Genomic DNA, 23,693 nt, shown 5'->3' on the forward strand with positions numbered 1-23,693 from the left:
ATATGGCAAAAAATATAAATGAAATAGCAAAGAAATTAAACGAATTACATGAAAATATAATTCTAATTTATGCTTTTAATGGAACTGGTAAAACTAGATTATCTGTTGAGTATAAAAATCACACCAAATCAATCAACGAGGACAAACATCTAGGTGTTTACTATAATGCATTTAGTGAAGACTTATTTGTATGGGATAATGATGAACCCAATAACAATGAAAATATTAAATTAGATATTCGCTATAGTAGTTTAAATCAGTTTCACTCATTATTAACTGAGGATGATGTTTATGAAAAATTGAAATTATACAATCATAAATATAAGTTTGAATTTATTACGAATGTTGATCCAGAAAAAGGAATTGATTATGTATCTTTTTATATTTCTGAAGAAGATAGAACGCCCATTAAAATATCTCGAGGAGAAGAACGTATTTTCGTTTGGTGTTTCTTTTTAGCTTTATTTGATTTAGACGCATGGGCAGGTGAACAAGATGCACATTTTTATATAGATGATCCTGTTTCGAGTATGGATGAGCACAATGTATTCATTACTTGCAATTCTATTTTCGAACTTATAAAAACGCATTATTTAAAAAAAAGATTTATCATTACAACTCATCACATTGGTTTATTTTCAATATTAGGAACTCGATTGAAAGAAGTAAATACTGATAGCGGATATGCTAATCTTACTAAATTATTTACATTAAATAAAAAGGATGATGAATTAAAACTATTAAACCCTAATAAAGATGTATTCTTATTTCATTTACATTTATTAAAGACATTAGATGAGGCAAAAGAATCAGGTTTATTTTTATATCATTTTGTCCTTCTTCGTCAATTATTAGAAAACATATCATCATTTTTAGGGAAAAGAGGTTTTAATTTTACACTTTCTCAGATTGGTGTAGAACCTGATAAAGTGGATGATGTAGCTAATACCATAAATTCACATTCACATAAAAACGCTTATCAATTACAGTTTGACGGTATGTCACCTGTAGAAGAGGAACTATTTATCGACCTTTTAGAGAAAGTAAAAGTAAAATATCAGTTTAAATATTAAACGATGACACAAAAAGAACAACAAGAACTGGGTAAAACCCTTTGGAATATAGCTGACGATTTACGCGGTGCGATGAATGCAGATGACTTTAGAGATTATATGCTTTCGTTTTTATTTTTACGTTACTTGTCAGCTAATTATGAACAAGCTGCAGCCAAAGAGTTACGTGGTGATTATCCTCAATTGAATGATGAAGATATGCGTACACCTCTAGCTGTATGGTATGAAGACAATGCCGAAGATGTTTCGTTCTTCGAAAAAACGATGCGCAAAAAAGTGCATTATGTGATTCAACCAAAATATTTATGGAACAGTATTTATGAATTAGCACGCACACAAAGTGATGATTTATTGAAAGAGCTAGAAGCTGGTTTTAAACATATCGAAAACGAAAGTTTTAGCGGAGAGTTTCAAGGTTTATTCTCAGAAATTAACTTAAACTCTGAAAAGCTTGGTAAAACGTACGAAGCCCGTAACGAACAACTGTGTAAGATTATTACCAAAATTGCTGAAGGTATTGCAGATTTCAGTGCCGATAGTGACGCGTTGGGTGATGCTTATGAGTATTTAATCGGTCAGTTTGCCGCAGGTTCGGGTAAAAAAGCAGGCGAATTCTATACGCCACAACGTTTATCGGACATCTTATCAGAGATTGTAACGTTAGACGGTCAAGAACCTAAACTTGGGCGCAAAAAAAACTTAGATCGTGTGATAGACTTCGCTTGTGGATCAGGGTCCTTGTTATTGAATGTGCGTAAAAATATTGTAGATGATGGTGGTACAGTTGGACAAATCTATGGACAAGAGAAAAACATTACCACATATAACTTAGCACGTATGAACATGCTTTTGCATGGCGTGAAGACAAATGAGTTTGAGATTTTCCACGGAGATACCTTAAAAAACGATTGGGATATTTTAAGTGAACCCAATCCCGCTAAAAAAGTGGAGTTTGATGCTATTGTAGCCAATCCTCCTTTTAGTTTAAAATGGGATGCGTCGGAAGAAATGGGCGAAGATTTCCGTTTTAAAGGCTATGGTTTAGCTCCTAAATCAGCAGCCGATTTTGCTTTCTTATTGCATGGTTTTCATTATTTAAGTAAGCAAGGTACGATGGCTATTATCTTACCTCATGGTGTTTTATTTCGTGGTGGAGCTGAAGAGCGTATTCGTACCAAACTATTAAAGGATAATAATATTGATGCTATTATTGGTTTACCGAGTAACCTTTTCTATTCTACAGGTATTCCGGTGTGTATTATTATCTTGAAGAAATGTAAAAAGGAAGAGGATGTTTTGGTAATAAACTCGAGTGATTACTTTGAAAAAGGTAAACGCCAGAATTATCTACGTGATACAGATATTGAAAAAATTGTAGATACGTATCAATACCGTAAAGAGGAAGATCTTTATTCAAGACGAGTATCACTAGAAGAAATTGCAAAAAATGATTATAACCTAAATATTACGCGCTATGTAAGCACCTCAGAAGCAGAGAAGCAAATTGATTTACAAGAAGTAAATAAAAGATTATATGGTCCTGAAGGAATCAATGCTAAGATAAAAGAAGCAACTGATTTACATAATTCATTTTTAAGAGAATTGAGTTTACCAGAAATAAACTAATCAAAAAGAGGCTTATATTTAAGCCTCTTTTTTTGTAACATAATCAAACAACTCACCTGCTATTTTTTGCAAACGAACACCTTTCCAGGGTTTCGGATTATTTTGATCAGATTTGATAAAAGCTTTAAGCGGTTCATCTATTGTTATATTATGAAAGCTGAATTGTAATCCTTCTATTTCTATATACGCACATTTTTCTTGCTGGTTGATGTAAAAATCAATCTCAAATTTTTGTTGGTTTTCTACTAGATTATTAAATAATCTAGAAACACGTGGCTTCAATAAGCCGTAATGAATTAATACGTCTTTGTCTCCTTTTTTACTTTTGAATTCTTTTCGTTTTAATGCAGCATTGATTAAATTCATAGACACTAAAACTCTATATAATTCTTTATTGTTTTTTGGTGACGTTACCAATATTTTTTTTGCATATTCTAATTTTTCAATTGTTATATCACTTATATAGTCGTCATTGTGTGATAATTTAATAATATTTTCAAGTTCTAACATTCTTTCATAATGTTTGATTTTTGTTTTACTTTGGGCCGTATAATTTTAGTTCTAAAAATAATACATTTTATTCTTTTCCAGAGTGAAACAAAACTTAATAATTATAAGAATAAATTAAAACAAAATAAAAAGAAACAGTATTACAACAAAAAGCAAAACTATTAAAAGAATCAGAAGAAGTTCTTGATCAATGTTCCGATGGTTATTACAAGGAGGTTAGCACGTAAAACAAAATCCCAACTACTAGTCAGTATTTAGTAATTTTCGTATATAGAATAGAGTCTTATTAGCTTCCTCTTAGAATTTATTGCTTTGTCAATTTCATCTTCGCTAACATTCTTGACTAAGGTAAAATATCTACTGATGTCTATTTTGAAATATTCACAAATAAGATAAATGTTTTGCAGAGTTGTATTGGGAAGCGATTCTTCGCGAGCGCAGTTCCAATCAACATCATATTTTTCTTTAATATCATTATTTAAATATATTTGAGTCATAGGTTTATTATTGATGAAAATTGCTTCTCTCAACTTTTTGTTTATAATACCTACAGCTACCTTATATCTAAAAATTTTTTTCTGATATTGCATTACTGTAAAATAATTTATAAAAAATTGCAAATTCAACGACGTATATGTCGTTATTTTGTTATATTTGCTTTGGTTACATTATAAATGTAACTTTGCGATACTTCAGAGAATAATAGAAGCTATTGCTTAGAATCTTGTATTAGAAAACTGGTAATTTTTAGGAAACAAGAGGATAAGTATTAAGCTCACGACCTAGGCGTGAGCTCTCTTATCTGTTTCCAAGGTATACCAGTACCTCTAATACTGATAATGTAGAGTTTCACGCCGTTTTATTCCAATGCAGTTCGCTTTATCTCTACATTATAAATCTAAGCCCGCTTCCTAAAAATAGTATCAGATTAATAGATACAATAGGAGGGTACGACCTATTGAGGCTTTCGATAGCTTACTTGGGAACTTAGATTTCATTCATATTAAATTCTTTCCGGTGCCTTGTGGTCACTGCTTTAGAGCCTCACCAGTCCTTTTTCATACTTAAAGGCATCAGGAAAGTTTTTCATTGATATGAAGAATCAAAACTATTAAACTTGAAATAAAAATGAAAAAAGCCCATTCCCATACAGTTTGCAGACCAAAGGGAACGAGCTAGGCTCAGTATTTAATTCAGTTAAGAAATTAAAAACTTTTACAAATCTATGAAAAAATCCTATTATTTAATAGGGGGTATTTTCTTTGGTCTTATGTTGAGCACCGCAGGTATTACTGTTAAGGCTCAGTCTCAGAATCAGACCCGAACCATTTCAGGGACAATAACTGCTGATGGCAAACCTCTTTCTGGTGTTGTTATCTCACAAGAGGGCAGCGATCAGGTTACGACTTCCACTTCTAATGGTACTTATCAATTACAGATCATGTCAGAAAATCCTATTTTATTATTCAGGCATCCTGAATATGCTGATGAACGTATTACGGTCAGCAATAAGTCTGTTGTTAATTTTAATTTAAAAACAAAGGTAAAAGGTATTGAGGAAGTTATTCTTAATGCTGGTTATTACAAGGTTAAGGAGAAGGAGAGTACTGGCAATATTGCTAAGGTTACCGCAAAAGATATTGAAAATCAACCTATTGGAAATGTTCTCTCTGCCGTGCAAGGAAGAGTGCCTGGGGTTACTATTGTTCAGAACTCAGGAACACCGGGTGGTGGTTTTGACGTGCAGGTCAGAGGTAGGAACAGTCTTAGGACTTATTTAACAGCTGGTTACGATGGTAATGCACCACTTTATGTGATCGATGGTGTACCTCTGCCTTCTCTAAATGAATATAAAACAGGGCTGTCTGCCGCAGTATTACCTTATGGGGATATGAATCCACTAAATGGTATCAATCCTGATGATATTGCTTCTTTGGAAATTCTTAAAGATGCGGATGCTACTGCCATCTATGGATCGAGAGGAGCGAATGGAGTGGTTCTTATTACAACCAAGAAAGGTAATACTGGAAAGACGCAGGTCAAAGTGAATACCTCATATGGAATTTCTCAATATGCTAAGCTGCCTAAGGCTATTTCTACTCAGGATTATCTTAAGATGCGGGCTATTGCTTTCAGCAATGACGGCATTACGGCTTATCCTGCTAATCAATATGATATCAATGGAACTTGGGATAAGAATAGAGAAACGGACTGGCAGAAATACTTTGTAGGAAACAGGGCAGAGCAGTCAGAGACTCAGATCAGTGTTTCTGGTGGGAATGCTAATACAAGGATCTTGGTTTCTGCATCTCACAGGGATGAAACAACTGTATTTCCAGGTGATTACAGATACAAACGAAATACTTTTAATGTTAATACTGAACATCAGAGTACAGACAGAAAGCTGAGATTGTCTTTTAATGGTTACTATACAATGGAAGATAATGTACTCCCGCCTAGTGATTTTAAATCAATCTATAGTAACATTGCGCCTAATGCGCCTGATCTTTTTACACCTTCCGGCGGATATAATTGGGAGAACGGAACTTTCATTAATCCGATGGCGATTGCAACACAGACTTTTACCACACAGGGTAAAAATCTTAATGCTAACCTTAATCTGAGTTATGCGTTTGGAGCTGGTTTTAGCTTTAATGTGAGTGGCGGATATGGGCGTTATCAAAGAAATGAGCAGCGTATTTACCCTAAAACGTATTATAATCCAGCATCCAATATCGGCAGTGAAAGGTCTTCTCTAAGAACAGCTGATATGGTAAATGAAAACTGGATTGTTGAACCTCAACTCAACTATGATAAATCATGGGGCTCGCATAAAGTTCAGGCATTGATAGGAGCGAGTTTTCAGGATCAGAAGTCTGATAATATTACTTTATTCGGAACTAAGTTTCCTTCTGATGAATTAATCTATAATATAGCATCCGCAGCGACTATAACTGCTGCTGGAAGTTATCAGTTCCAATACCGCTATCAGGCATTTTATGGAAGACTTCATTATGCATTTAAAGACAAGTACTTTCTAAACCTGACGGCCAGAAGAGATGGTTCGAGTAGGTTTGGTGATGGGAAACGCTTTGGGAATTTTGGTGCTGCTGGTGCTGCCTGGATATTTTCTAAGGAATCTTTTCTGAAAGATGTTAAGTGGATTAGTCACGCTAAACTTCGTGGAAGTTATGGTATTACAGGAAGTGACCAGATTGGTGACTACCAGTTTTACAACACATATTCTGCGACCGGGGGTACTTATGATAACAATAGTGCTATTATTCCTTCTCGTCTTTATAATAAGGATTTTGGCTGGGAAACAACCAAAAAGCTAGAAGCAGCTTTGGAGCTGTCATTATTTGATAGCCGGATTACACTGAATGGTGCTTGGTATAGAAACATTAGTACTAATCAGCTTGTGGGCATCCCTCTGCCTGCGACTACTGGCTTTGCTTCTTATCAGGCAAACCTTGATGCTACGGTTATGAACAAGGGTGTAGAGATATTAGTTGGTGGTCAGATTTTGCGTGAGAACAATTGGAAGTGGAATGCTTCTCTTAACCTTACGCTTCCTAAAAATAAGTTGCTTGAGTTTCCAAACCTTGAAACCTCAACCTATGCTAATTCTTTTGTAATAGGTCAGTCTACTACTTTGCTTAAGCTTTATCATTATACGGGAATTGATCCTGTTTCTGGTCTCTACACCTTTGAAGATGTCAATAAAGATGGTGTCATAAATACTTTGGATAGAACCGTTATAAAAGAGCTAAAACAGTATTGGTTTGGTGGTATTCAGCAAAACCTTCAGTACAAGAACTGGGGACTGGATATTCTTTTTCAGTTTGCAAAACAGAGTCAGACAAATATGTTCACTGGAGATAGTTATGTTGGTTCTGTAGGCACAAAGTCAGTAGTTTATCTCGACTATTGGACACCTGATAATCTTAATGCACAGTTTCAAAAGCCTACTGCAGGATTTAATGCTCAAGCAGTGAATGCGAGCAATTTCTTTAAACTGAGTGATGCGACAGTATCTGATATTTTCAGCTTACGCCTTCGAAATGTAGCCTTAAGTTATAAGATTCCTTCTGTTGCAGGTAGCAAGATGGATGTAAAACTTTTTGTACAAGGACAAAATCTTTTACTGTTCTCGAACTACAAAGGGATAGATCCTGAATTCAACCTATCAGGTTACTCCAGTCCTTTGCGCACCATCTCTGCAGGAATGAATTTATCCTTTTAATCCAATTATTAAAGCACTAAAAAAATGAAACTTTATATTATTTCATTGCTGTTGATTTTGTCAGCAGCATCTTGTTCCGATTTTACAGATGTTGGTCTTCCGAAAGATCAAGTGACCAGAGATATGGTCTTTAAAGACGATGGTTTAGCTAACTCAGCGATGGCAGGTGTTTACAGAACTATTGAATCTTCTGGCTTCTTATCAGGTGGTTCTTCTGGTACATCCGTCTATCTTGGATGTTATACTGATGAACTGATGTCACACTCAGCAGCAACATCTGATGTCTCGACTTTTTACTTATTAACCCATAATGCAGCTTCTACAAGGGTTCTTAACATCTGGACAACCTCGTACAAACAAATCTATTACATTAATTCAATGATTGAGGGTTTGAATCAGTCACCAATGATCAGTACGACTGTAAGAGATAGATTGATGGGAGAGTGTTTGTTTCTAAGAGCTATGATTCATATTTATCTGATGAAGACGTTTTCTGATATTCCATATATTAAAACGACAGATCACTTGATTAATCAGAAAGTAGGTCGAAACTCAGAAAGTGAAGTCTATCAGATGGCAATGGCTGACCTCAACGAGGCGCTTCAAATACTACCCGATAGTTATACCAAAGGATTAAGAGTTAGACCATCAAAAATGGCTGCGAAAGCCTTAATGGCAAGATTATCCTACGATCAGAAGAAGTGGGATGATGCGATATCGTATGCTTCTGATGTTATCAATAGTCCTCAATATGTGATGGAAACTTCCATTGACAAGACTTTTTTAAAAGACAGTTCTAGTGCTATATGGCAGTTAATGCCTTACGATGCGGGCTATAACAGTCAGGAAGGAAATTATTATATTCTTCGTACTGCGCCTCCTACTTCTATTTCTTTAACTGCAGATTTTATATCGAATTTTGAAGCCAATGATGCAAGGCGCAGTAAATGGGTGGGAGAAATCAAAGACACCTCGCAAAAGAGCTACTATTATCCCTTTAAGTACAAGCAACAGACTAATACTGCTTCTACGTTGGAATATTCGGTGATTTTAAGGGTTGAGGAACTGTACCTCATCAGGTCAGAGTCCTATCTTGAAAAAGGACAGACTGCTCAGGCATTGGCGGATCTCAATATGATTAGAAATAGAGTCAATCTGCCTTCAGTTACTGCCACGGATAAAAATGCTTTGCTTGAAATCCTGCTTAAGGAAAGACGCTACGAACTCTTTACTGAATGGGGACAGCGTTTTTATGATCTAAAACACTTTGACAAATTAGATCAGAAGATACTTAGCATCAAACCTTCCTGGAAAAGTACTTTTAAATATTTACCAATTCCTGAAAAGGAACTTATGATTAATCCTGCATTAAATCCACAGAACAATGGTTATTAGAATTATTACAATATTCATCTGTATCATATCATACTGGGTTTGCGGGCAAGACTCTGTGACAGTGAGCAAAATCAATAAAGAATATAGCACCTACTATTATTCTACCATTAAAAGTATGAGCCCTTCGGAGCGATACTTGGTTCAGAACGATTTTAACAGTTATGGAAAAAATGATTTTCTGCTTAAGGATATTAAGTCTGGTACTGTTAAAAACCTTCCGATAGCAAAAAGTTTTAGCTTTTTAAATGATGATTTTTTGTTAATAGAAACCCTTAAAGGGCTTATATTTTATAATATAAGTAATGGTATGCAAACTGAGATTTTAGGTAAGACCGTGAAAAAGACTTTGAATGAAAAGCTTATACTAGCCTCAACCTTCAAGCCTGATGAGCTGGCATTGTATAATACCAAAGGTGAAGAGTTATGGAAGAGAAGTGGTGTGCTATTATATGATTTTCAGGAAAAAGGCGAATACGTTTCTTATACGACTAAGGATAGTCTTGTATTGATGAATATGATGTCAAGGCAGGAGCTGAAGAATAAACTACCAAACATTACATCGTGGCTTAAAATAATAGACGGGCAAGTCTGGACCTATGGCTTGGAAGGAAATAAAATTCTTTTAAATTCTTACGGTAATCGACTAGATGTACTTTCTTCTAATGAAATTGATATTCCTAAGAATTATGAGATGCTAAAAGATTTTAATTTTCGGGTAGAAATCCGTGAAAACCGTTATTTTATTATCCCGCTTTTTAAAATTGAAGAAGCGAAACCAAGCAATGTTAAAATTTCTTATACCAATAAAAACTCAACATTTCCTTTACCACAATTAGCTATCTATAATACCTTGACGAATTCATGGCTTTGGAAACCAAAGAGCGTAGAAGAAAATCAAGAGTCTTATTTTTTAAATGATAAAGGAGACTTTATAACTTTTGATTTGACGAAGGATACTATTGAAAACAAAAATAATCCACTATTGGAAATAAAATTAGTTCGAGACTATGGACGAAAAGTTTTGTCGCTCGGTAAAATGCATTCGCATAAGGATAATTACTATTTTGATGATATTTCCAATCAACTGCTTTTTTTCAAAAACCGCCAATGGTGGCTTATGGATTTGGTGAATAGTGAGACAATGCCAATCAGTTTGAATTCTAAGCAGAGCTGGGCTGACAGTCGCTATAATGGACTAACTGAAAAGCCTTTTCAACCGGTAATTAAAACATCCGACCCTTCAAAAGTTATAATTTCAAGCAACTTTGATTTGTTTATGTTGGATTTTAAAAATCGAAAATTAAAAAGGCTGACCTATGGAGAAGCAGAAGGTATTATATATCAGTTTGTATTTGATAAAGAGTTGAGAGAATCTGAATGGGGTTTGAATCTTAAAACAGTCGATTTGAAAAAGGAATCTATTTTAAAAATGTTTAATACTCAAAACTATGATTCTGGATTTGCGAAATGGAAGAATGACAAACTGCCAACACCGATTATTTATGGAAAGTATAATTTTGCTTCAATCTTTCATATACGTCCAAATATATATGCCACATCGCAGATGTATCAACAGCCTTTGCAAATTATTAAGCTGGGAAATAAAAAAGCGGAAATGATTTACCATGACAGCAATTTAAATCCAGCATTGAATAGTAATTTGAAAATGGAAAATTTTCAATACAAAACCTCTTTGAAGCAGAGTAATGCAGTCCTATTGTACCCTGAAAATTATGATCCTAATAAGAAATATCCTATGATTGTTAATATTTATGAAGATACAGCAAAGCGTATGTTGGAAAATACGGTTGCTAATCTTCATCCAACTGATGGTTTCAATTCGATGCATTATGTTAAACAAGGGTATTTTGTACTTTTACCACAACTTCAATATGCTGAAAAAAAGGTAGCAGAACAATTTATAATATCATTGGAAGCGGCTGTCAACATGGCACTATCAAAGGCTAGTATAGATAAAGAAAATATGGCAGTATTAGGAATGTCCTTTGGTGGATATGAAGCAGGATTAGCAATTTCACAGTCAAATTTATTTAAGACTGCAAGTCTAGGTGTGATGATATCAGATCTTATATCATTTAGCCATAGTTATGCAAATATTCTTTGGCAACCTAATTATATAAGGACTGAAACACAACAATTTTCCATGGTTGACAGCCCTTTCGATGATTGGCAGCCATATCTTGAAAGTTCTCCCATTTATCATATGAAGAAAGTAACACAACCTGTTTTGATATGGGGTGGCACTAATGACAAAAACGTTTTACCTACTCAATCTGCAGCCTTCTTTATTGGATTAAAAAGATTAGGGAAAAAAGCGGTTTTCTTGGAGTACATTAATGAACAGCATCAAATTGTAACTCCAGCTAATCAGCAGGATCTTGCTGTGAAGACCTGGCAATGGATGGAGTACTTTCTAAAAAATAAACCACCGGCAGAATGGATTCAACCTCTTATAAAATAAAAAAGCTCCCTTTTAGGGAGCTCATTGTTTAAATTATTTTCTACTTAGAACTACATCACATGTCAATGGATGTTCTGTATCGGCACCATTAGAGCCGAAAGCTTGCTGTGCGCCTTCCAGGCCGTTGACTGTACAAATTGGTCCTGGATCAGTAGAACAAATTGGCTCTACACGATCACACTCGTTTGTACTAAAATTGTAAATATAAGCTTGTCTGTCGACTAACTTACTTTTGTTAGCTTTTGCATTTTGTGTAGCAAATGCACTTCCTGTTGCGATCAAAATCACAAATGCAGGTAAAATGAACTGTTTCATAATAATTAAAATTTGGTAATAGTGCCTACTCTGGATAGCAGGTTTTCGGCTTCCCCTGTTTCTGTGGCCAACAGATTATCTTCTACGTTGGTATCGTACCAATTCGTTTCCGATTAATGCGTATAAATATTTTTTTGTCACTAGGATGCTTCTTGCATTAATATTATTGCGGTTATGGATGTAGAAGCTGTATTTGTATGTTTTTTCGTGGTAGTCGTAAACATCAATAACCTTGGAGTTTTTCCATCTGCTATTGGACTCGTGCTTACCTCTTAAAGCAGACGCATTAAATAATAGTCCATCATAAGCCATTTGAAACTGATTTACTTCTAGTGGAGGTGCTGCCATTTTAATAGTTCCATCTGATAATTTATGGAGTTTAATATTGGCTTTCTTAATTGTGTCAATAGTATTCCCAATATTTTTATTTTCAAGATCTAGATCTGTCACTAAATATTGGTTTTGGTAGAGATAAGTGTAAATGATTTTTTGCTTTATCGGATCAACTGTGTAACTTCCATCTGTATCAAAGAGACCATCAATTTGTTCTTCAAGTAAATTATGATTGAATTGGACTCTGTTTTCTAATGTGTTGACAGTACCTAAAACTGCCTTTTTGTCTTTAGTCAGAACAGCTTTAAAAATGTAATTATGTGGACTGGTCAATTTTATTGCAGTGAAAAATGACGGTTTGAAATTTACTTGCTTTGCTAACAAATTTGGAAGTTGACCTTCGAAAATGACAGGAACCGTACCGTCTGTCAGCGAAATAAAAGGGTAATTGATGTTGACCTCCACACTCTTAAATGGCAATTGGTCATTGGATAGTTTTAATGTGTCTTTTTCTGCCGTTTTGAAAGCTGGTGAAACGGTTGTTAATAGCAAAGGAGCTTCTCTGTTGCCTAAAAATATAGTGTCTCCGTTATTGCCTGCAAAGTAAAATGAGTTTGCGGTTAGATTTAATGCCGTTTCGTCTGATATTGGATGGGGTAAAAATCTTCTTGTAAAGTTATTTTCCTTTTTAATGATATGTTCAGATAATAAAAAAAGAAATATTGTTAATCCATTACTACCAATAAAAATTGTAATAAGGGAATACAGAACCTTTTTATAAATTTTACCTTCTTTAACGGTAAGAATTGCTACCAAAGATACGATACATCCGACATTAAATATCAAATGCTCCTTCCATCCTAATTTCTCAAGTATACCACCACAGGAACACGGTACAAAATCACTGTAATTGAGAATTAAATAAATGTAAGCTGTGAAAGCAGTCATCAAACCGAATGAGCAATACAGTCCCAAGAGCCGCCATTTTTTTACCGAGAGCATTAAGGAGATAATTAGTTCAACAGCTATTACTGCCCAGGAAATAAATCCTGCATAAGCGCTTAACAGTGGTGACTGTGCTATCTGAACCTGAAAGTTTTCAAAATCAATTAATTTACTGATGCTGGCGTAAACAAATAATAAGATAAAGAAGTAACTTATCGATGTAGTGAAGATGTTTGATGGCTTTTTCATGGTTATGTTGTTAAAAAGTTTAACAGACTTGAACCAATCTCCATTTGATTTTCTTACCGCAATAGTCTGGCATTTTGATCCCTTTTGATAAGGGACGCTGTGTTTTAAAATTCCCCATACTTTCCCAGATACCACTTTTAGGACATGGTGAGCCGGTGGAAACTGTAATGGATGTATGAGGAATCATCTTTTCAATGTTTATTAATTATTTTAATTATTTGGATTGATTCTCCAATTGTCTCCATCTCTTACTGGTGGGTCAGGATCAACAATCGATGTTTTTTTTATTGTTGAATCACTGATTGACTTATTGGAAAATGCTTCGCTGTTGTAATTTTCCGTAGCTAAATCTTCATCTCGATTGTTACAATTTTGTACGGCAAATGTCAATGCCGTTAAACATAAAATTGGGATAAATTTTTTCATTTTAATTAGGTTAAGTTGAAATTATCCCGGCCGGATTATTAAGAATTCTGAGACCAAAGGTAGAAGGGTTGTAGGCTCTAAAAAAGCCTTTGTAGAAGCGATTTTAAAATTAATACGAATCAATTTTAAAATTGATACGACAAAAAAAACACTTATAAATGCTGATAACGTATGATTACGAGTGATTTGTATTTAAAATTAATGCAGAGTCTTCGTAAATCGCCCATTTAAAGGCAAATTGACTATTTTTGACTTGGTGAGGTTCTAAATATAGTATATGCAAAAAGGTAAATTCTTTCTTATCTGTTTTTTTGCTTTTTCACAGCCAATTTTTTCGCAGAATATTGAAGAAAAAGTCTTCAATGAGATCAGAAAAGGTTATGAAAAAAAAGCAATTGATGATGTCGAGGCAATGATTCAAGTGCGACAATTTATTGAACATGCAAAACGTTCATCCGATATGAAGAGATTATTGCAAGGATATCGAGATGGAAGACAGTTTGATAAGGACAACAAGTTAGCTTATGCAGATAGTGCTATTGCTGTTAGTCTAAAATATGGAACTAAAAATGATGTCAGTAGAGATTACCTGAGCAAAGGCATTATTTATTATTTTTATCAGAAAAAGTACAAATTAGCCCTAGATGAATACCTCAAAGCATACAATTATTCAAAAGGTTCGAAAGATCAATATCTTCAGCATAAAGTTATTTATCATTTAGGTGTTGTCAAAGTTCATTTAGGCTACTATGAGGAAGCTCTGGAGCATTTTCAAAACTGTACCTCATACTATAAAGGTAAGATAGGTAATGCACTTCATGAAAATGAACAATTTAACCACAAAAAAGCGTACTATAATAGTCTGCATCAACTTACTGTTGTTAATAGATATCTGAAAAATTTTAAAATCAGCGACAGCTTAATTAACGTAGGATATAACTTGACATTAAATGATAGCGACTTTAAATTGGAAAATAGCTATTTTTTGAAGTGTGAAGGGATTTCAAAATATTATAAAAGAAATTATTCTGAAGGACTGAAGGATCTAAAACAGTCATTAAATATCATTCAGCAAAAGGGTGACTTTGCTTGGGCCTCAGTTATTTATTATTATGTGGGGAAGATATATGAGGCGCAAAATGATAAAAAAAATGCAATTGCCAATTATAAATGTATAGATTCAATCTTTGTAGACCATAATTATATCTTACCTGAGGTTTATGGTAGTTATAATTTCCTCATAGCGCAGTATAGCAATAAGGATATAAAGAAACAATTATATTATACCAGTCAACTGCTGAAGGCAGATAGTATCATCGCAAAGGACTACGTATACTTATCCTCAAAGCTTCATAAAGATTATGACAGACAAAGCTTAATTGATAATAGCGAAGCACTTGAATTAGCAGGCAAAAATAGATTTAGAATGGCATTAGTCGTTATTTTAATAGCTGTTTTACTTCTGGTCTTTTTTATACTTCGATACCGTAAAGGTTTAAAAATTGAAAATCAATATCACCTGCTCCAGAAAAAGCTATCTGAAAAAATTATCGAAAACGCTGAGTTAGTAGATGAAGAAGCTCCTCAATATTCTTTGAGAAAAACTTTTCTTACCCCCGAGATAGCATCACATATTGAAGCTAAACTTAAAAAGTTTGAAACAGATTTGCAGTTCAGAAAGAAAGGGTTGACTCAGAAAAGTATTGCTGCAAAACTGGATACAAATTCGCACTATTTATCAATATATATTAATGAAAATAAAGGAATGAATTTTAATAAATATATGGCAGAGCTTAGAATTAATTATATTACACATCTTTTAAACAGTGAAAGCAAGTATCTTAATTACCGTATGGAAGCGCTCGCTGAAGAATGTGGAATTGCTGCCCGCGCGAATTTTTCAAACTTATTTTATGAGATTAACGGAATTAGACCAGCTGACTTTATAAAAAAGCGAAAAGCTGAGCTAGGGATTAGTTGATTAAGCCTACCACATAGGATTTTTGTAAATTTCTAAAAAAAGGACATGGTAACAAAAACTATTTTTAGAAAAACAACTCAGCTGTATGAAGACCTGGAGCTAAAAATTAATGACTTATGTAATGAAGAAAATGACAATGTTTTAAAATCTGAAAAGTCACTAATCTTTGTGGACGAATATATCAGGGCATTGAAAGCAATGATATCTGTGCATCAGTTTGAAAATATGGCAGATGAAATCTATTTTTTTAAGGAACTCAAGCCGCTCTTTATTTCAAAGTTTATCTATTATTCTAAAGTGCTGGAGATTGAGTCACTAAAGCCAAATGCTGACAGTAAAACTTTAAAAGATTTTTATGAGGGAGAGCAGGTTAAATTGCAGCTATTTTACAGTGATAATTCTGAATTTTACGGCTATTACAGACGTTCAGCTACTTATCTGGATCATAAATATTTCACTAGAAAATCCAATGATCTTAAAATGAGATTATCACCAAACCTATATGATTTGGATGAACAATTTACAACTTCACACGACTTTAAAGTTTCTATTATTAAAGCAAATGAACTTCTACAAAACTATTTGACCACAGAAATATGGAAGATCGATAATCCCTCATATGATTTAACGGAAAGGAAGTCAAAACTGTCATGGTCATCTTCAAAAGTTTCTCTCTTGGAAATACTGTATTCACTACATCTTACAAAATGTTTTAATGGTGGAAATATTGATTTTATTGAAATTGTGAGAGAGACAGAAAAGCACTTAAACATCGATCTGGGTAATTTTTACAAAACATTGGGCGAAATCAAAAACAGAAAATATAACCCAACCAAATTTTTACAGCTTCTTACTGAAAATCTTAGTAAAAACCTCTACGAAAATGATAATTCTTGAGATTTTCTTTTTCTAATATTAAATTTAAATTTCTAAATCCTCTGTTAATAGGCAATATTGAATAATCGTTCGGTAGGTACGAAAACCTACCGAACTTTTTTTTTGACTTTTTCTAAACTTTGTCGAAGAAATATTCAAGTATTATGGCAGTTTCAATTATAACCAAAGAAGATCTCCAAGAGTTCAAAATTGAATTACTAGAGGCTATTGAAAAATTACTTCTAGGGAATGTGACCGAACAGAAATTATGGTTACGTTCCTCTGAGGTAAAAGAATTATTAGCTATTTCTTCTGGAACGCTCCAGACTTTAAGAAATAACGGGACAATTTCTTTCAATAAAATTGGTGGCATTATCTATTATAATTTTAAGGATATTGAAAAACTCATCAATAAAGGTAAATCTTAAATCGAATGGTATGAATGTCAAAGTATCCCCATTTGATCTTCTTGGGCATATTACAGAAGATGAAAGTTTTTTTCCTACTCACATTTCTCTTTACATCGCTCTTTTAAAATTGTGGCACTTAAATCATTATAAAAGTTCATTTCGTATCGATAGAGAAGAAGTAATGAAGTTGAGTAAAATTAAATCGATTGCTACTTATCATAAATGCATGAAAGAATTGGATTACTCAGGCTTTATTGTTTACTCTCCAAGCTTTAATACATACAGAGGAAGCTTGATAGATATTTTATCACCTAGTCATAAAAAAGAACAAAAGTTAAGTCGAGAAGATAATCAATGTTGTCATATTGATGCTCCGAAGTTTATATCACCATCATTCTTTGAAGTAGAGCTTTATTTTAATGAAAAAAGTCTCTCTTCCATTGATGCTAAGGAATTCTTTGATTTCTATAATCAAAGAGAATGGCGAAGGATTAATGATAAAGCAATGAGAAGTTGGCAATCAGCTGCGAGAAATTGGATTATGAATTCTAAAAATAAAAAGCACAAATGATTAATATAGATCCACAAACACCACTCTGGAAATTGACTGTTCAGGAATTTTTAGAAGTAGCACAGAACATTAGTTCTGAAAAAAAGTACGAATATGGGCTTAAAGGCTTAGCGAAAATTCTGGGTTGTTCAGTGTCAAAAGCTTCGGAAGTTAAATCATCGGGGATTTTGGACGGTGCGATTATTCAGAATGGTAATATTATCATAATTGATAAAGTAAAAGCACTGGAACTTTTTGGAAAGAAATAATATGTATTACTTAGAGCTTATTCAAAGGTTTTGGCTATTTAATCAAAATAATCCTCTTGGTGCTACTGCCGTCTCGATGTATTTGTATCTGCTGAAAACCGGATACGAAAATGAAAATTATGAATTCAAAATCTCAGATATTATAGTTGGCAATGAACTTAAAATTACAAGAAAAACTGTAAAGGTTGTAAAACTTAAACTAAAAGATTCTGGATTAATTGATTTTTCTAGTAAAAATGGTGCAGCTTGTATATATAAGCTTTTGCTTAATTATCCTACAGAAGCGATTCTTCATAAACAAAACGATTTGAAGGTTGATGAGAATAACATCACTAAATTGATTGTTGAAGAAAGTGTTTGTTTACCTAAAAATGCTCCCTCATTGAACGAATTTCTAACCTATGTGAAAACATTGAAAACTTATGAATCTCAAATTGAAACTAAAGTTATAATGAAGTATAATAGCTGGCTGCAAAACGATTGGTGTAGTGATAATACCAATAGACCGATTAATAATTGGAAAGCGACTATTAAAAGTGTTTTACCTTATTTGGACAAAGGTGATACAAACGAAATTATTTTGAATGATGTTCCGAATATCAACAGACCATAACTAAGTGAGATTTAAAGAATAAAAATGATGTGTAAACATCACTATAGATTTAAGAATAATTGATGGAAAAGAATTTAAGATTAGTTCGAAAGGAGTTTGAGTATGAAAATAAACACGATAGAATTCGACTAGGTAATCAGTTTGTTGACGATTTTATATTTGAAAATCAAATAGCGGCTGACATTCCAATCAATGCACTTCGAGTCATTTTCAATATTATATCAATTATAAGTTCTGAACAATTTCGTCCTGAAGATCGCCCTCGTCAGCTTTCGTTATTCGATAAAGACTTTGAAACAGAAAATAACACGTTTGCTTTAATGAAAATCAGAAATAGCAAGATTTCGCCAAGTGGTTCGACGAAGCAGGTTATTGAAGCTTATGAGTTTTTAGCAAAATTTAAAATGGGGTGGTATGTTTCTGAGAATTCTGTTGGTAAAGAGATTAAAACTTTTGGTGGATTGATTGTAGCTCCCAGCTATGAAACCAGAGGATATACATCATTTCTCATCAGTAGTTACTGGCTGAAAAAATTGATTGTTATACCTGAGTATAATTACATTCTTTATCATTTGGTATATAATGTTAAAAACAATAAACATATCATTTTTGCAATATGGCTCTCGAAGTTACCAACTATTGGAACTAAAGCAAAGCTTAGTACTTTAAATAGGAGATTTGGATTAAACTACAAATCTGCTAATGACTTTTGTTTTAAGTTTCTAAAGTTGGTAAGAATCAATCTTAATCTTTTTGGCAGTCTATCTTTTAATTTTAAATATAATAAAGATAGTATTACTATCATTCCATACGAAACGAAAAAAATACCAGTGGAAAGCATCTCGCTTAAAGCTAATGAACATCTTGTAATTTCATACCGCTTAAACTATTTTAAGAAGAGATATCAAATAAAAGATCAGGAGTTTTCTCAGTTTTCCTATCAGTACAGAAATATCCCACAAACGAGAGAATTGATTGAAAAAGCCTATCGTTACTTTGTCAAAAGAAATCGTTTACAAAAGCTTAAATCCTCAAATTTTGCCAGCCAATATTTTCTGAAAGAGATTCAAACCATTATGATTGAATTCTACAGAACTACAAGGATAGGCAGTCTTCTTCCTAATGGTTATCCGGTAATTGTTTAAATGTAGATCAATGAATAATTGTGAAGAATTAAAAAAAAGAGTAGGAATCAAAACTGTTTTAGAATCCTTTAATCTATTTCCAATTAAGGATAATCCTAAAAGTGCTTTTTATTTTGCATTAGATCGTTTGGAAAGAACTGCTAGTTTATCAGTAAATTTTGTGACAAACGTGGCATTTGATTTTGGTACTGGTAAAAGCTATGATATCATATCCATCGTTCAAACTATCAATAAATGTAATGTTTCTGAAGCTTTAAAATATTTATCTGCTCTTGATATTTCTGTGAAGCTTGATCACTATAGTTCCCTTCCTGCTACAACTAAAAATTATAAGATTACCAATGTTTGGGATCTAAAGCATCCTTCACTAATTAATTATTTAAAGAGTAGGAAGGTATATGAACAAAAACAATTGGTTAAAGAGATACATTACACTTTCAATCATAAAAAATATTTTGGTATTGGTTTCAGAAATAACTCCGATGGATTTGAAATACGAAATCAATACTCTAAAATGTGTTTGGGGAAAAAAGATGTAACTATTATTTGTAGTCAGTCAAATTCTGGGAAGGAAATTCTGGTCTTCGAAGGTTTTTTTGATTTCTTATCATTCAAAAATAGTTTTAATGAAATTACTGATGTGGACTTCTTGGTTTTAAATTCGACAGCAATGTTCTTTAAGGCTGAAAAAAAATTGCAGGATTACAATAAGATTTCATTATTTCTAAATAACGATAAGACTGGCGTTACTTTGAAATCGAAAATTCAGCAACAGTTTGACAATGTAGAAGATTGTTCAATGTTATATGGAGACTACAATGATTTAAATGAATGGCTATGTAATGACGCAAGATTGTAAAATATTCAATTAGTACATAAAGTTAGTTTAACCTCAATAGAAAATTTAAATACAGTTAGAATATCTGAAAAGTAAATGAATCAATTATTACTTTCTTCCATATTTTCGGAAGGAAGCTACAAATTGATAGGTGAAAAAACCAATAACGACTTTATTTATATAGTCAATAGCTAGACTTGATCCACTAAGTTCTTTAGATTTCACTAAAAAGTCAGTTCGATGAGTAATATCTAAGAATGAAAAATAATATCCAACTAATTTCCAGTCTATACTACTATTACAATTGAATTCTTTTCCCAATGTCAATAAATACATTATATAGAAAATGACTGAACACACTATTAACCCAATAAATGGTCTTGAAATTGAAAGCCCATGGTTATTAGAGAAACTATTGACCCATAAAATTAATTTGTCTTGTAAAGGTATAGAATCAATCTGTTTCAATGCGTGATTTGATACCATTTGAAATTTTTGAGCTTCATAGAAATTGCCTGAATTTTCTACTACTTTTTTTAATTGGAGAAAAGTCTCATACCTTGCCTTATAATAATTATCATCTTTTCTATCTGGATAGTGAATGTTTTCAATAGTGATGATTTTTTCAAAATCTTCATAACTATCTGGAAAATCACAAGATATAAAATTTGTTGTTTGACCAAATTTATTTCGATAGAGGGAAATTGAAGAGTATTTTGAAAATGAAAAATTGTCAAAAGTTACTTTGTCTAAGTTACATTTATGAATTTCTAGTTTAGTATCATTTCTATCTAAATTCTTAGGTTTTATACCAAAAAAGACACCTTCATCGACGACAGAAAAGTTTCGCAAATATAATTCATCAATCTTTGAATTTTCTATCTCTATTCCTCCTTTACAATTTCCAGATATTTGTAAACTGGAAAACATTCCATTAGTGATTTTTGTACTTGTGTGCTCGATAGAGGGCGTATAGTTAAGATTGAGGCTTATATTTAATCGTCTTTTGTCTTCTAATGTCAAGTAATAATTAAGACTGTTTTGGCCTGAATTATTTAATGAAGATAAAACTAAACCTTGCCTGTTTTTATCATCATTTTCGTTAAAATGAAAAGTAATTTCTTTACAATCATAAATATCAAAAGAACATTTTTCTTGTAACAAACGTTGAAAGTTTGTACCTAATTTATTGAATAATTTCTGCCATCTTTTTGCAAATATATTTTCTTCCGTATAGCTTATATTTACCTTCTGAACGTTTATTAGAAAAATGGAACTACCGAAGAAGCAATTGTTTATTCCAACATATTTAATATTTGCGTTATTCAAAATTGCAAAATCAATTATTGAACTTCCAAAATGAATTGAGATGTTTTGCGAAATTATATTTTCAACCTTAATTTCCTCTATATAACAATCAACAAATTGGATGCTTATATCTTTAAAATCAATTATTTCCGAATTCTCTATTCTTATTTTTTTGAAGCGACATTTTACAAATGATATAGCAATTCGTCCATCTATAAAATCTACACCTGTAAAAGATGTGGCAACAATTTTAATTATTGTCTCACCAGAAAAGTCCTGATTTTCAGTTACAGTGTAAGGAATCGGTTGAAGTATTGGCATTTACTAAGTATTTTACGAATGATATATTCTAATTTAAAAGACTTTTACAATAATGTATTTCCTCTTCTGTAAATAGAGTTTTATATTTTACATCTATCACAAGATTTTCAATAGCTAAATCCTTTCTGCCAGCTTCCAGTAATTTAATAAATCCATCTGTTGGAATCTTATTCAAAATTACTTTTTTAGTTGCTATATAATAGTTGCTTTCTGCAGCCATATTAATAAATCTAATTGGATTGTATACTTCTTTCTTTATTTTTCCAACTAATTTAGCGGCATCTTCTTCAAAATCTAATTTGAGTTTTTCTATATTATTCATAATTAAAAGTTATACAACTAATTTAAAATAAAATCTAAATTAAACATCAAGAAAATTTTCAATTTTACTGCTTCTTTAAAATTAATGTTCTCTTTTTAGAAGTAAACATTTATGGTAGTAAGTATGTTTCGGAAGTCCACTCATTTTATTACGGAATACTACTCATTCATACATCGGAAAATCACTCGCTGGAGTTAAAATTTAGCCTGTAAAGTTCTTAAGTCAAAGATCTTTTCGGAAAATCACTCTTTGATTGTATTTATATTTTAATTTCTCTAATGAGTTTTCTTTATTTTCAAAACATTTTCGGAATTAAACTCATTTTAAATAACCACTTTCTACGGAATTCTGCTCATCTGTATCTCGGAAAACTACTGATCGATGATTCGTAATTACAGTCGTCTCAAACTTTAGTGATTCTTTTTATTGGTGGGAGAATTAGTTCATAGGTAAAAGTATAACTGAAAAGAATATGAAAGTTTTTTCTTATTAAAAATTGGAGAGCAGAGATATTGCTTTTTAAGGAAAAAAAATCTTATTAATAATTTCAGAAAAGCGGTTTTACAATGGTTAATTATAGGTTTTTAGTTCGATAAAACCTTCTGTTATACTGATTCTTACTGATGTTTTGCTTTTCTAGTTGCAAATGTAGAACAGTATCATTCACTCAAAAAAATCTTGTTGGGTTTCTACAAAAATTCCTTCCACTTCGTTCCTGAAGTTTTTCCAGACACTCCTGAATCTAGCGACAAAAAGATTTCAAGCCCTCTTCAAACTTTGTTTCAAGAGGGTTTTGTGTGCCCAATACTGTTCTTTGATCATCGGCAAAGAAAAAGCCGGAACCTCAGTTATACGAATCAATTCAACTTTAGAAGCTCTTTGACATCGACGGAAAAAAAAATTTAATCAAAATATAAACAGCTTTTCCAATTTGGAAAAGATAAAGAAAAGCCGAGTGTCCTCGATATCAAATCAATTCACTCGAAATCAGTAACGAAATATTAAAAAATAGAATATCAACATTTAAAACGAAACATTATGAACATCGTAGGCAGAATTACAAGAAACGCAGAAATCACAGTCTTGAAAAATGAAAAGAAAGTGGTCAATTTTACAGTTGCAATCAATGACAGTTACAAAAACAAACAAGGAGAAAGGGTAGAACAGATAACATACTATAATTGCGCTTATTGGATTAGTCCCAATGTAGCAAAATCATTAACCAAAGGTACTTTGGTAGAATTGACAGGTAGAGCAAGCTCAAATGCTTGGATAGGAAAAGATGGGGAAATCAAGTCAGGTCTCAATTTCCATACTTCCAATATCAGATTTCACGGAGGTGGAACAAAATCGCAAATCATCGAAGAAAAACAGAGTGAAACTTCTCTAAATGGAAAACAACTTCTCAATGATGAGAAAGACGACCTCCCATTTTAATTTTTAACCAATTAGTATTTATA

Annotated in this window: 22 protein-coding genes; 14 read left to right on the top strand and 8 right to left on the bottom strand. The window is 32.6% G+C overall.

Annotated elements, in window-relative coordinates; all coding sequences use genetic code 11:
* Positions 1–2 precede the first annotated feature (2 nt).
* Together AC5P2S_RS06465 and AC5P2S_RS06470 are read left to right on the top strand one after the other, a co-directional pair.
* Complete coding sequence (locus AC5P2S_RS06465) at positions 3–1,073, top strand: AAA family ATPase (RefSeq protein WP_494556642.1); 1,071 nt, start codon at positions 3–5, stop codon at positions 1,071–1,073.
* Positions 1,074–1,076: 3 nt separating this feature from the next.
* Entirely contained in the window at positions 1,077–2,699 is a 1,623-nt protein-coding gene (locus tag AC5P2S_RS06470; RefSeq protein WP_494556643.1) for a type I restriction-modification system subunit M, read from the top strand.
* 18 nt (positions 2,700–2,717) lie between these two features.
* Here AC5P2S_RS06470 and AC5P2S_RS06475 read toward each other — a convergent pair whose 3' ends face one another.
* Both AC5P2S_RS06475 and AC5P2S_RS06480 read right to left on the bottom strand, forming a co-directional pair.
* Positions 2,718–3,209, bottom strand: coding sequence for a hypothetical protein (locus AC5P2S_RS06475; protein ID WP_494556644.1), 492 nt, complete (start codon positions 3,207–3,209; stop codon positions 2,718–2,720).
* A 254-nt stretch (positions 3,210–3,463) separates the two neighbouring features.
* On the bottom strand, positions 3,464–3,799 hold the full coding sequence (locus AC5P2S_RS06480; protein WP_494556645.1) for a hypothetical protein: 336 nt from the start codon (positions 3,797–3,799) through the stop codon (positions 3,464–3,466).
* A 635-nt stretch (positions 3,800–4,434) separates the two neighbouring features.
* On the opposite strand from AC5P2S_RS06480, the gene AC5P2S_RS06485 reads away from it, so the two are divergent.
* The 3 genes from AC5P2S_RS06485 (at position 4,435) to AC5P2S_RS06495 (ending at position 11,332) form a co-directional block, all read left to right on the top strand.
* Positions 4,435–7,455, top strand: a complete 3,021-nt coding sequence (locus AC5P2S_RS06485) for a SusC/RagA family TonB-linked outer membrane protein (protein ID WP_494556646.1) — start codon at positions 4,435–4,437, stop codon at positions 7,453–7,455.
* A 24-nt stretch (positions 7,456–7,479) separates the two neighbouring features.
* Complete coding sequence (locus AC5P2S_RS06490; RefSeq protein ID WP_494556647.1) at positions 7,480–8,850, top strand: RagB/SusD family nutrient uptake outer membrane protein; 1,371 nt, start codon at positions 7,480–7,482, stop codon at positions 8,848–8,850.
* 115 nt (positions 8,851–8,965) lie between these two features.
* Positions 8,966–11,332, top strand: a complete 2,367-nt coding sequence (locus AC5P2S_RS06495) for an alpha/beta hydrolase family protein (protein ID WP_494556648.1) — start codon at positions 8,966–8,968, stop codon at positions 11,330–11,332.
* 33 nt (positions 11,333–11,365) lie between these two features.
* Here the strand turns inward: AC5P2S_RS06495 and AC5P2S_RS06500 are convergent, their stop codons facing one another.
* From AC5P2S_RS06500 to AC5P2S_RS06515, 4 genes are all read right to left on the bottom strand, one after another.
* Positions 11,366–11,647, bottom strand: a complete 282-nt coding sequence (locus AC5P2S_RS06500) for a DUF6520 family protein (protein WP_494556649.1) — start codon at positions 11,645–11,647, stop codon at positions 11,366–11,368.
* A gap of 75 nt (positions 11,648–11,722) precedes the next feature.
* On the bottom strand, positions 11,723–13,174 hold the full coding sequence (locus AC5P2S_RS06505; RefSeq protein ID WP_494556650.1) for a DoxX family protein: 1,452 nt from the start codon (positions 13,172–13,174) through the stop codon (positions 11,723–11,725).
* 19 nt (positions 13,175–13,193) lie between these two features.
* The gene (locus tag AC5P2S_RS06510; protein ID WP_494556651.1) at positions 13,194–13,361 is read right to left on the bottom strand and encodes a hypothetical protein; all 168 of its coding nucleotides are present in this window, start codon (positions 13,359–13,361) and stop codon (positions 13,194–13,196) included.
* A gap of 23 nt (positions 13,362–13,384) precedes the next feature.
* Complete coding sequence (locus AC5P2S_RS06515; protein WP_494556652.1) at positions 13,385–13,600, bottom strand: hypothetical protein; 216 nt, start codon at positions 13,598–13,600, stop codon at positions 13,385–13,387.
* A 277-nt stretch (positions 13,601–13,877) separates the two neighbouring features.
* Between AC5P2S_RS06515 and AC5P2S_RS06520 the strand changes: the two genes are divergently transcribed.
* From AC5P2S_RS06520 to AC5P2S_RS06555, 8 genes are all read left to right on the top strand, one after another.
* Positions 13,878–15,581, top strand: a complete 1,704-nt coding sequence (locus AC5P2S_RS06520; protein ID WP_494556653.1) for a helix-turn-helix domain-containing protein — start codon at positions 13,878–13,880, stop codon at positions 15,579–15,581.
* A gap of 45 nt (positions 15,582–15,626) precedes the next feature.
* The gene (locus AC5P2S_RS06525; protein WP_494556654.1) at positions 15,627–16,478 is read left to right on the top strand and encodes an RteC domain-containing protein; all 852 of its coding nucleotides are present in this window, start codon (positions 15,627–15,629) and stop codon (positions 16,476–16,478) included.
* Positions 16,479–16,621: 143 nt separating this feature from the next.
* The gene (locus AC5P2S_RS06530; RefSeq protein ID WP_494556655.1) at positions 16,622–16,885 is read left to right on the top strand and encodes a helix-turn-helix domain-containing protein; all 264 of its coding nucleotides are present in this window, start codon (positions 16,622–16,624) and stop codon (positions 16,883–16,885) included.
* Positions 16,886–16,895: 10 nt separating this feature from the next.
* Positions 16,896–17,438: a hypothetical protein gene (locus AC5P2S_RS06535; RefSeq protein WP_494556656.1), complete on the top strand. Its 543-nt coding sequence runs from the start codon at positions 16,896–16,898 to the stop codon at positions 17,436–17,438.
* Positions 17,435–17,686 carry a DUF3853 family protein gene (locus AC5P2S_RS06540; protein ID WP_494556657.1) on the top strand — a complete coding sequence of 84 codons (252 nt, stop codon included), beginning with the start codon at positions 17,435–17,437 and terminating at the stop codon, positions 17,684–17,686. Before AC5P2S_RS06535 ends, AC5P2S_RS06540 begins: the two co-directional genes overlap by 4 nt.
* 1 nt (position 17,687) lies before the next feature.
* Entirely contained in the window at positions 17,688–18,299 is a 612-nt protein-coding gene (locus tag AC5P2S_RS06545; protein ID WP_494556658.1) for a hypothetical protein, read from the top strand.
* Positions 18,300–18,361: 62 nt separating this feature from the next.
* Entirely contained in the window at positions 18,362–19,444 is a 1,083-nt protein-coding gene (locus tag AC5P2S_RS06550) for a hypothetical protein (RefSeq protein WP_494556659.1), read from the top strand.
* 10 nt (positions 19,445–19,454) lie between these two features.
* Complete coding sequence (locus tag AC5P2S_RS06555) at positions 19,455–20,303, top strand: DUF8464 domain-containing protein (RefSeq protein ID WP_494556660.1); 849 nt, start codon at positions 19,455–19,457, stop codon at positions 20,301–20,303.
* An 87-nt stretch (positions 20,304–20,390) separates the two neighbouring features.
* On the opposite strand, the gene AC5P2S_RS06560 is transcribed toward AC5P2S_RS06555, so the two are convergent.
* Positions 20,391–21,911 (bottom strand): hypothetical protein, encoded by a 1,521-nt coding sequence (locus tag AC5P2S_RS06560; RefSeq protein ID WP_494556661.1) that lies wholly within the window; start codon positions 21,909–21,911, stop codon positions 20,391–20,393.
* A gap of 28 nt (positions 21,912–21,939) precedes the next feature.
* Positions 21,940–22,233: a hypothetical protein gene (locus tag AC5P2S_RS06565; RefSeq protein ID WP_494556662.1), complete on the bottom strand. Its 294-nt coding sequence runs from the start codon at positions 22,231–22,233 to the stop codon at positions 21,940–21,942.
* Between the two features lie 1,038 nt (positions 22,234–23,271).
* Between AC5P2S_RS06565 and AC5P2S_RS06570 the strand changes: the two genes are divergently transcribed.
* Positions 23,272–23,670 (top strand): single-stranded DNA-binding protein, encoded by a 399-nt coding sequence (locus AC5P2S_RS06570; protein WP_494556663.1) that lies wholly within the window; start codon positions 23,272–23,274, stop codon positions 23,668–23,670.
* Positions 23,671–23,693 lie beyond the last annotated feature (23 nt).

The organism is Epilithonimonas sp. 33E, from assembly GCF_059372615.1.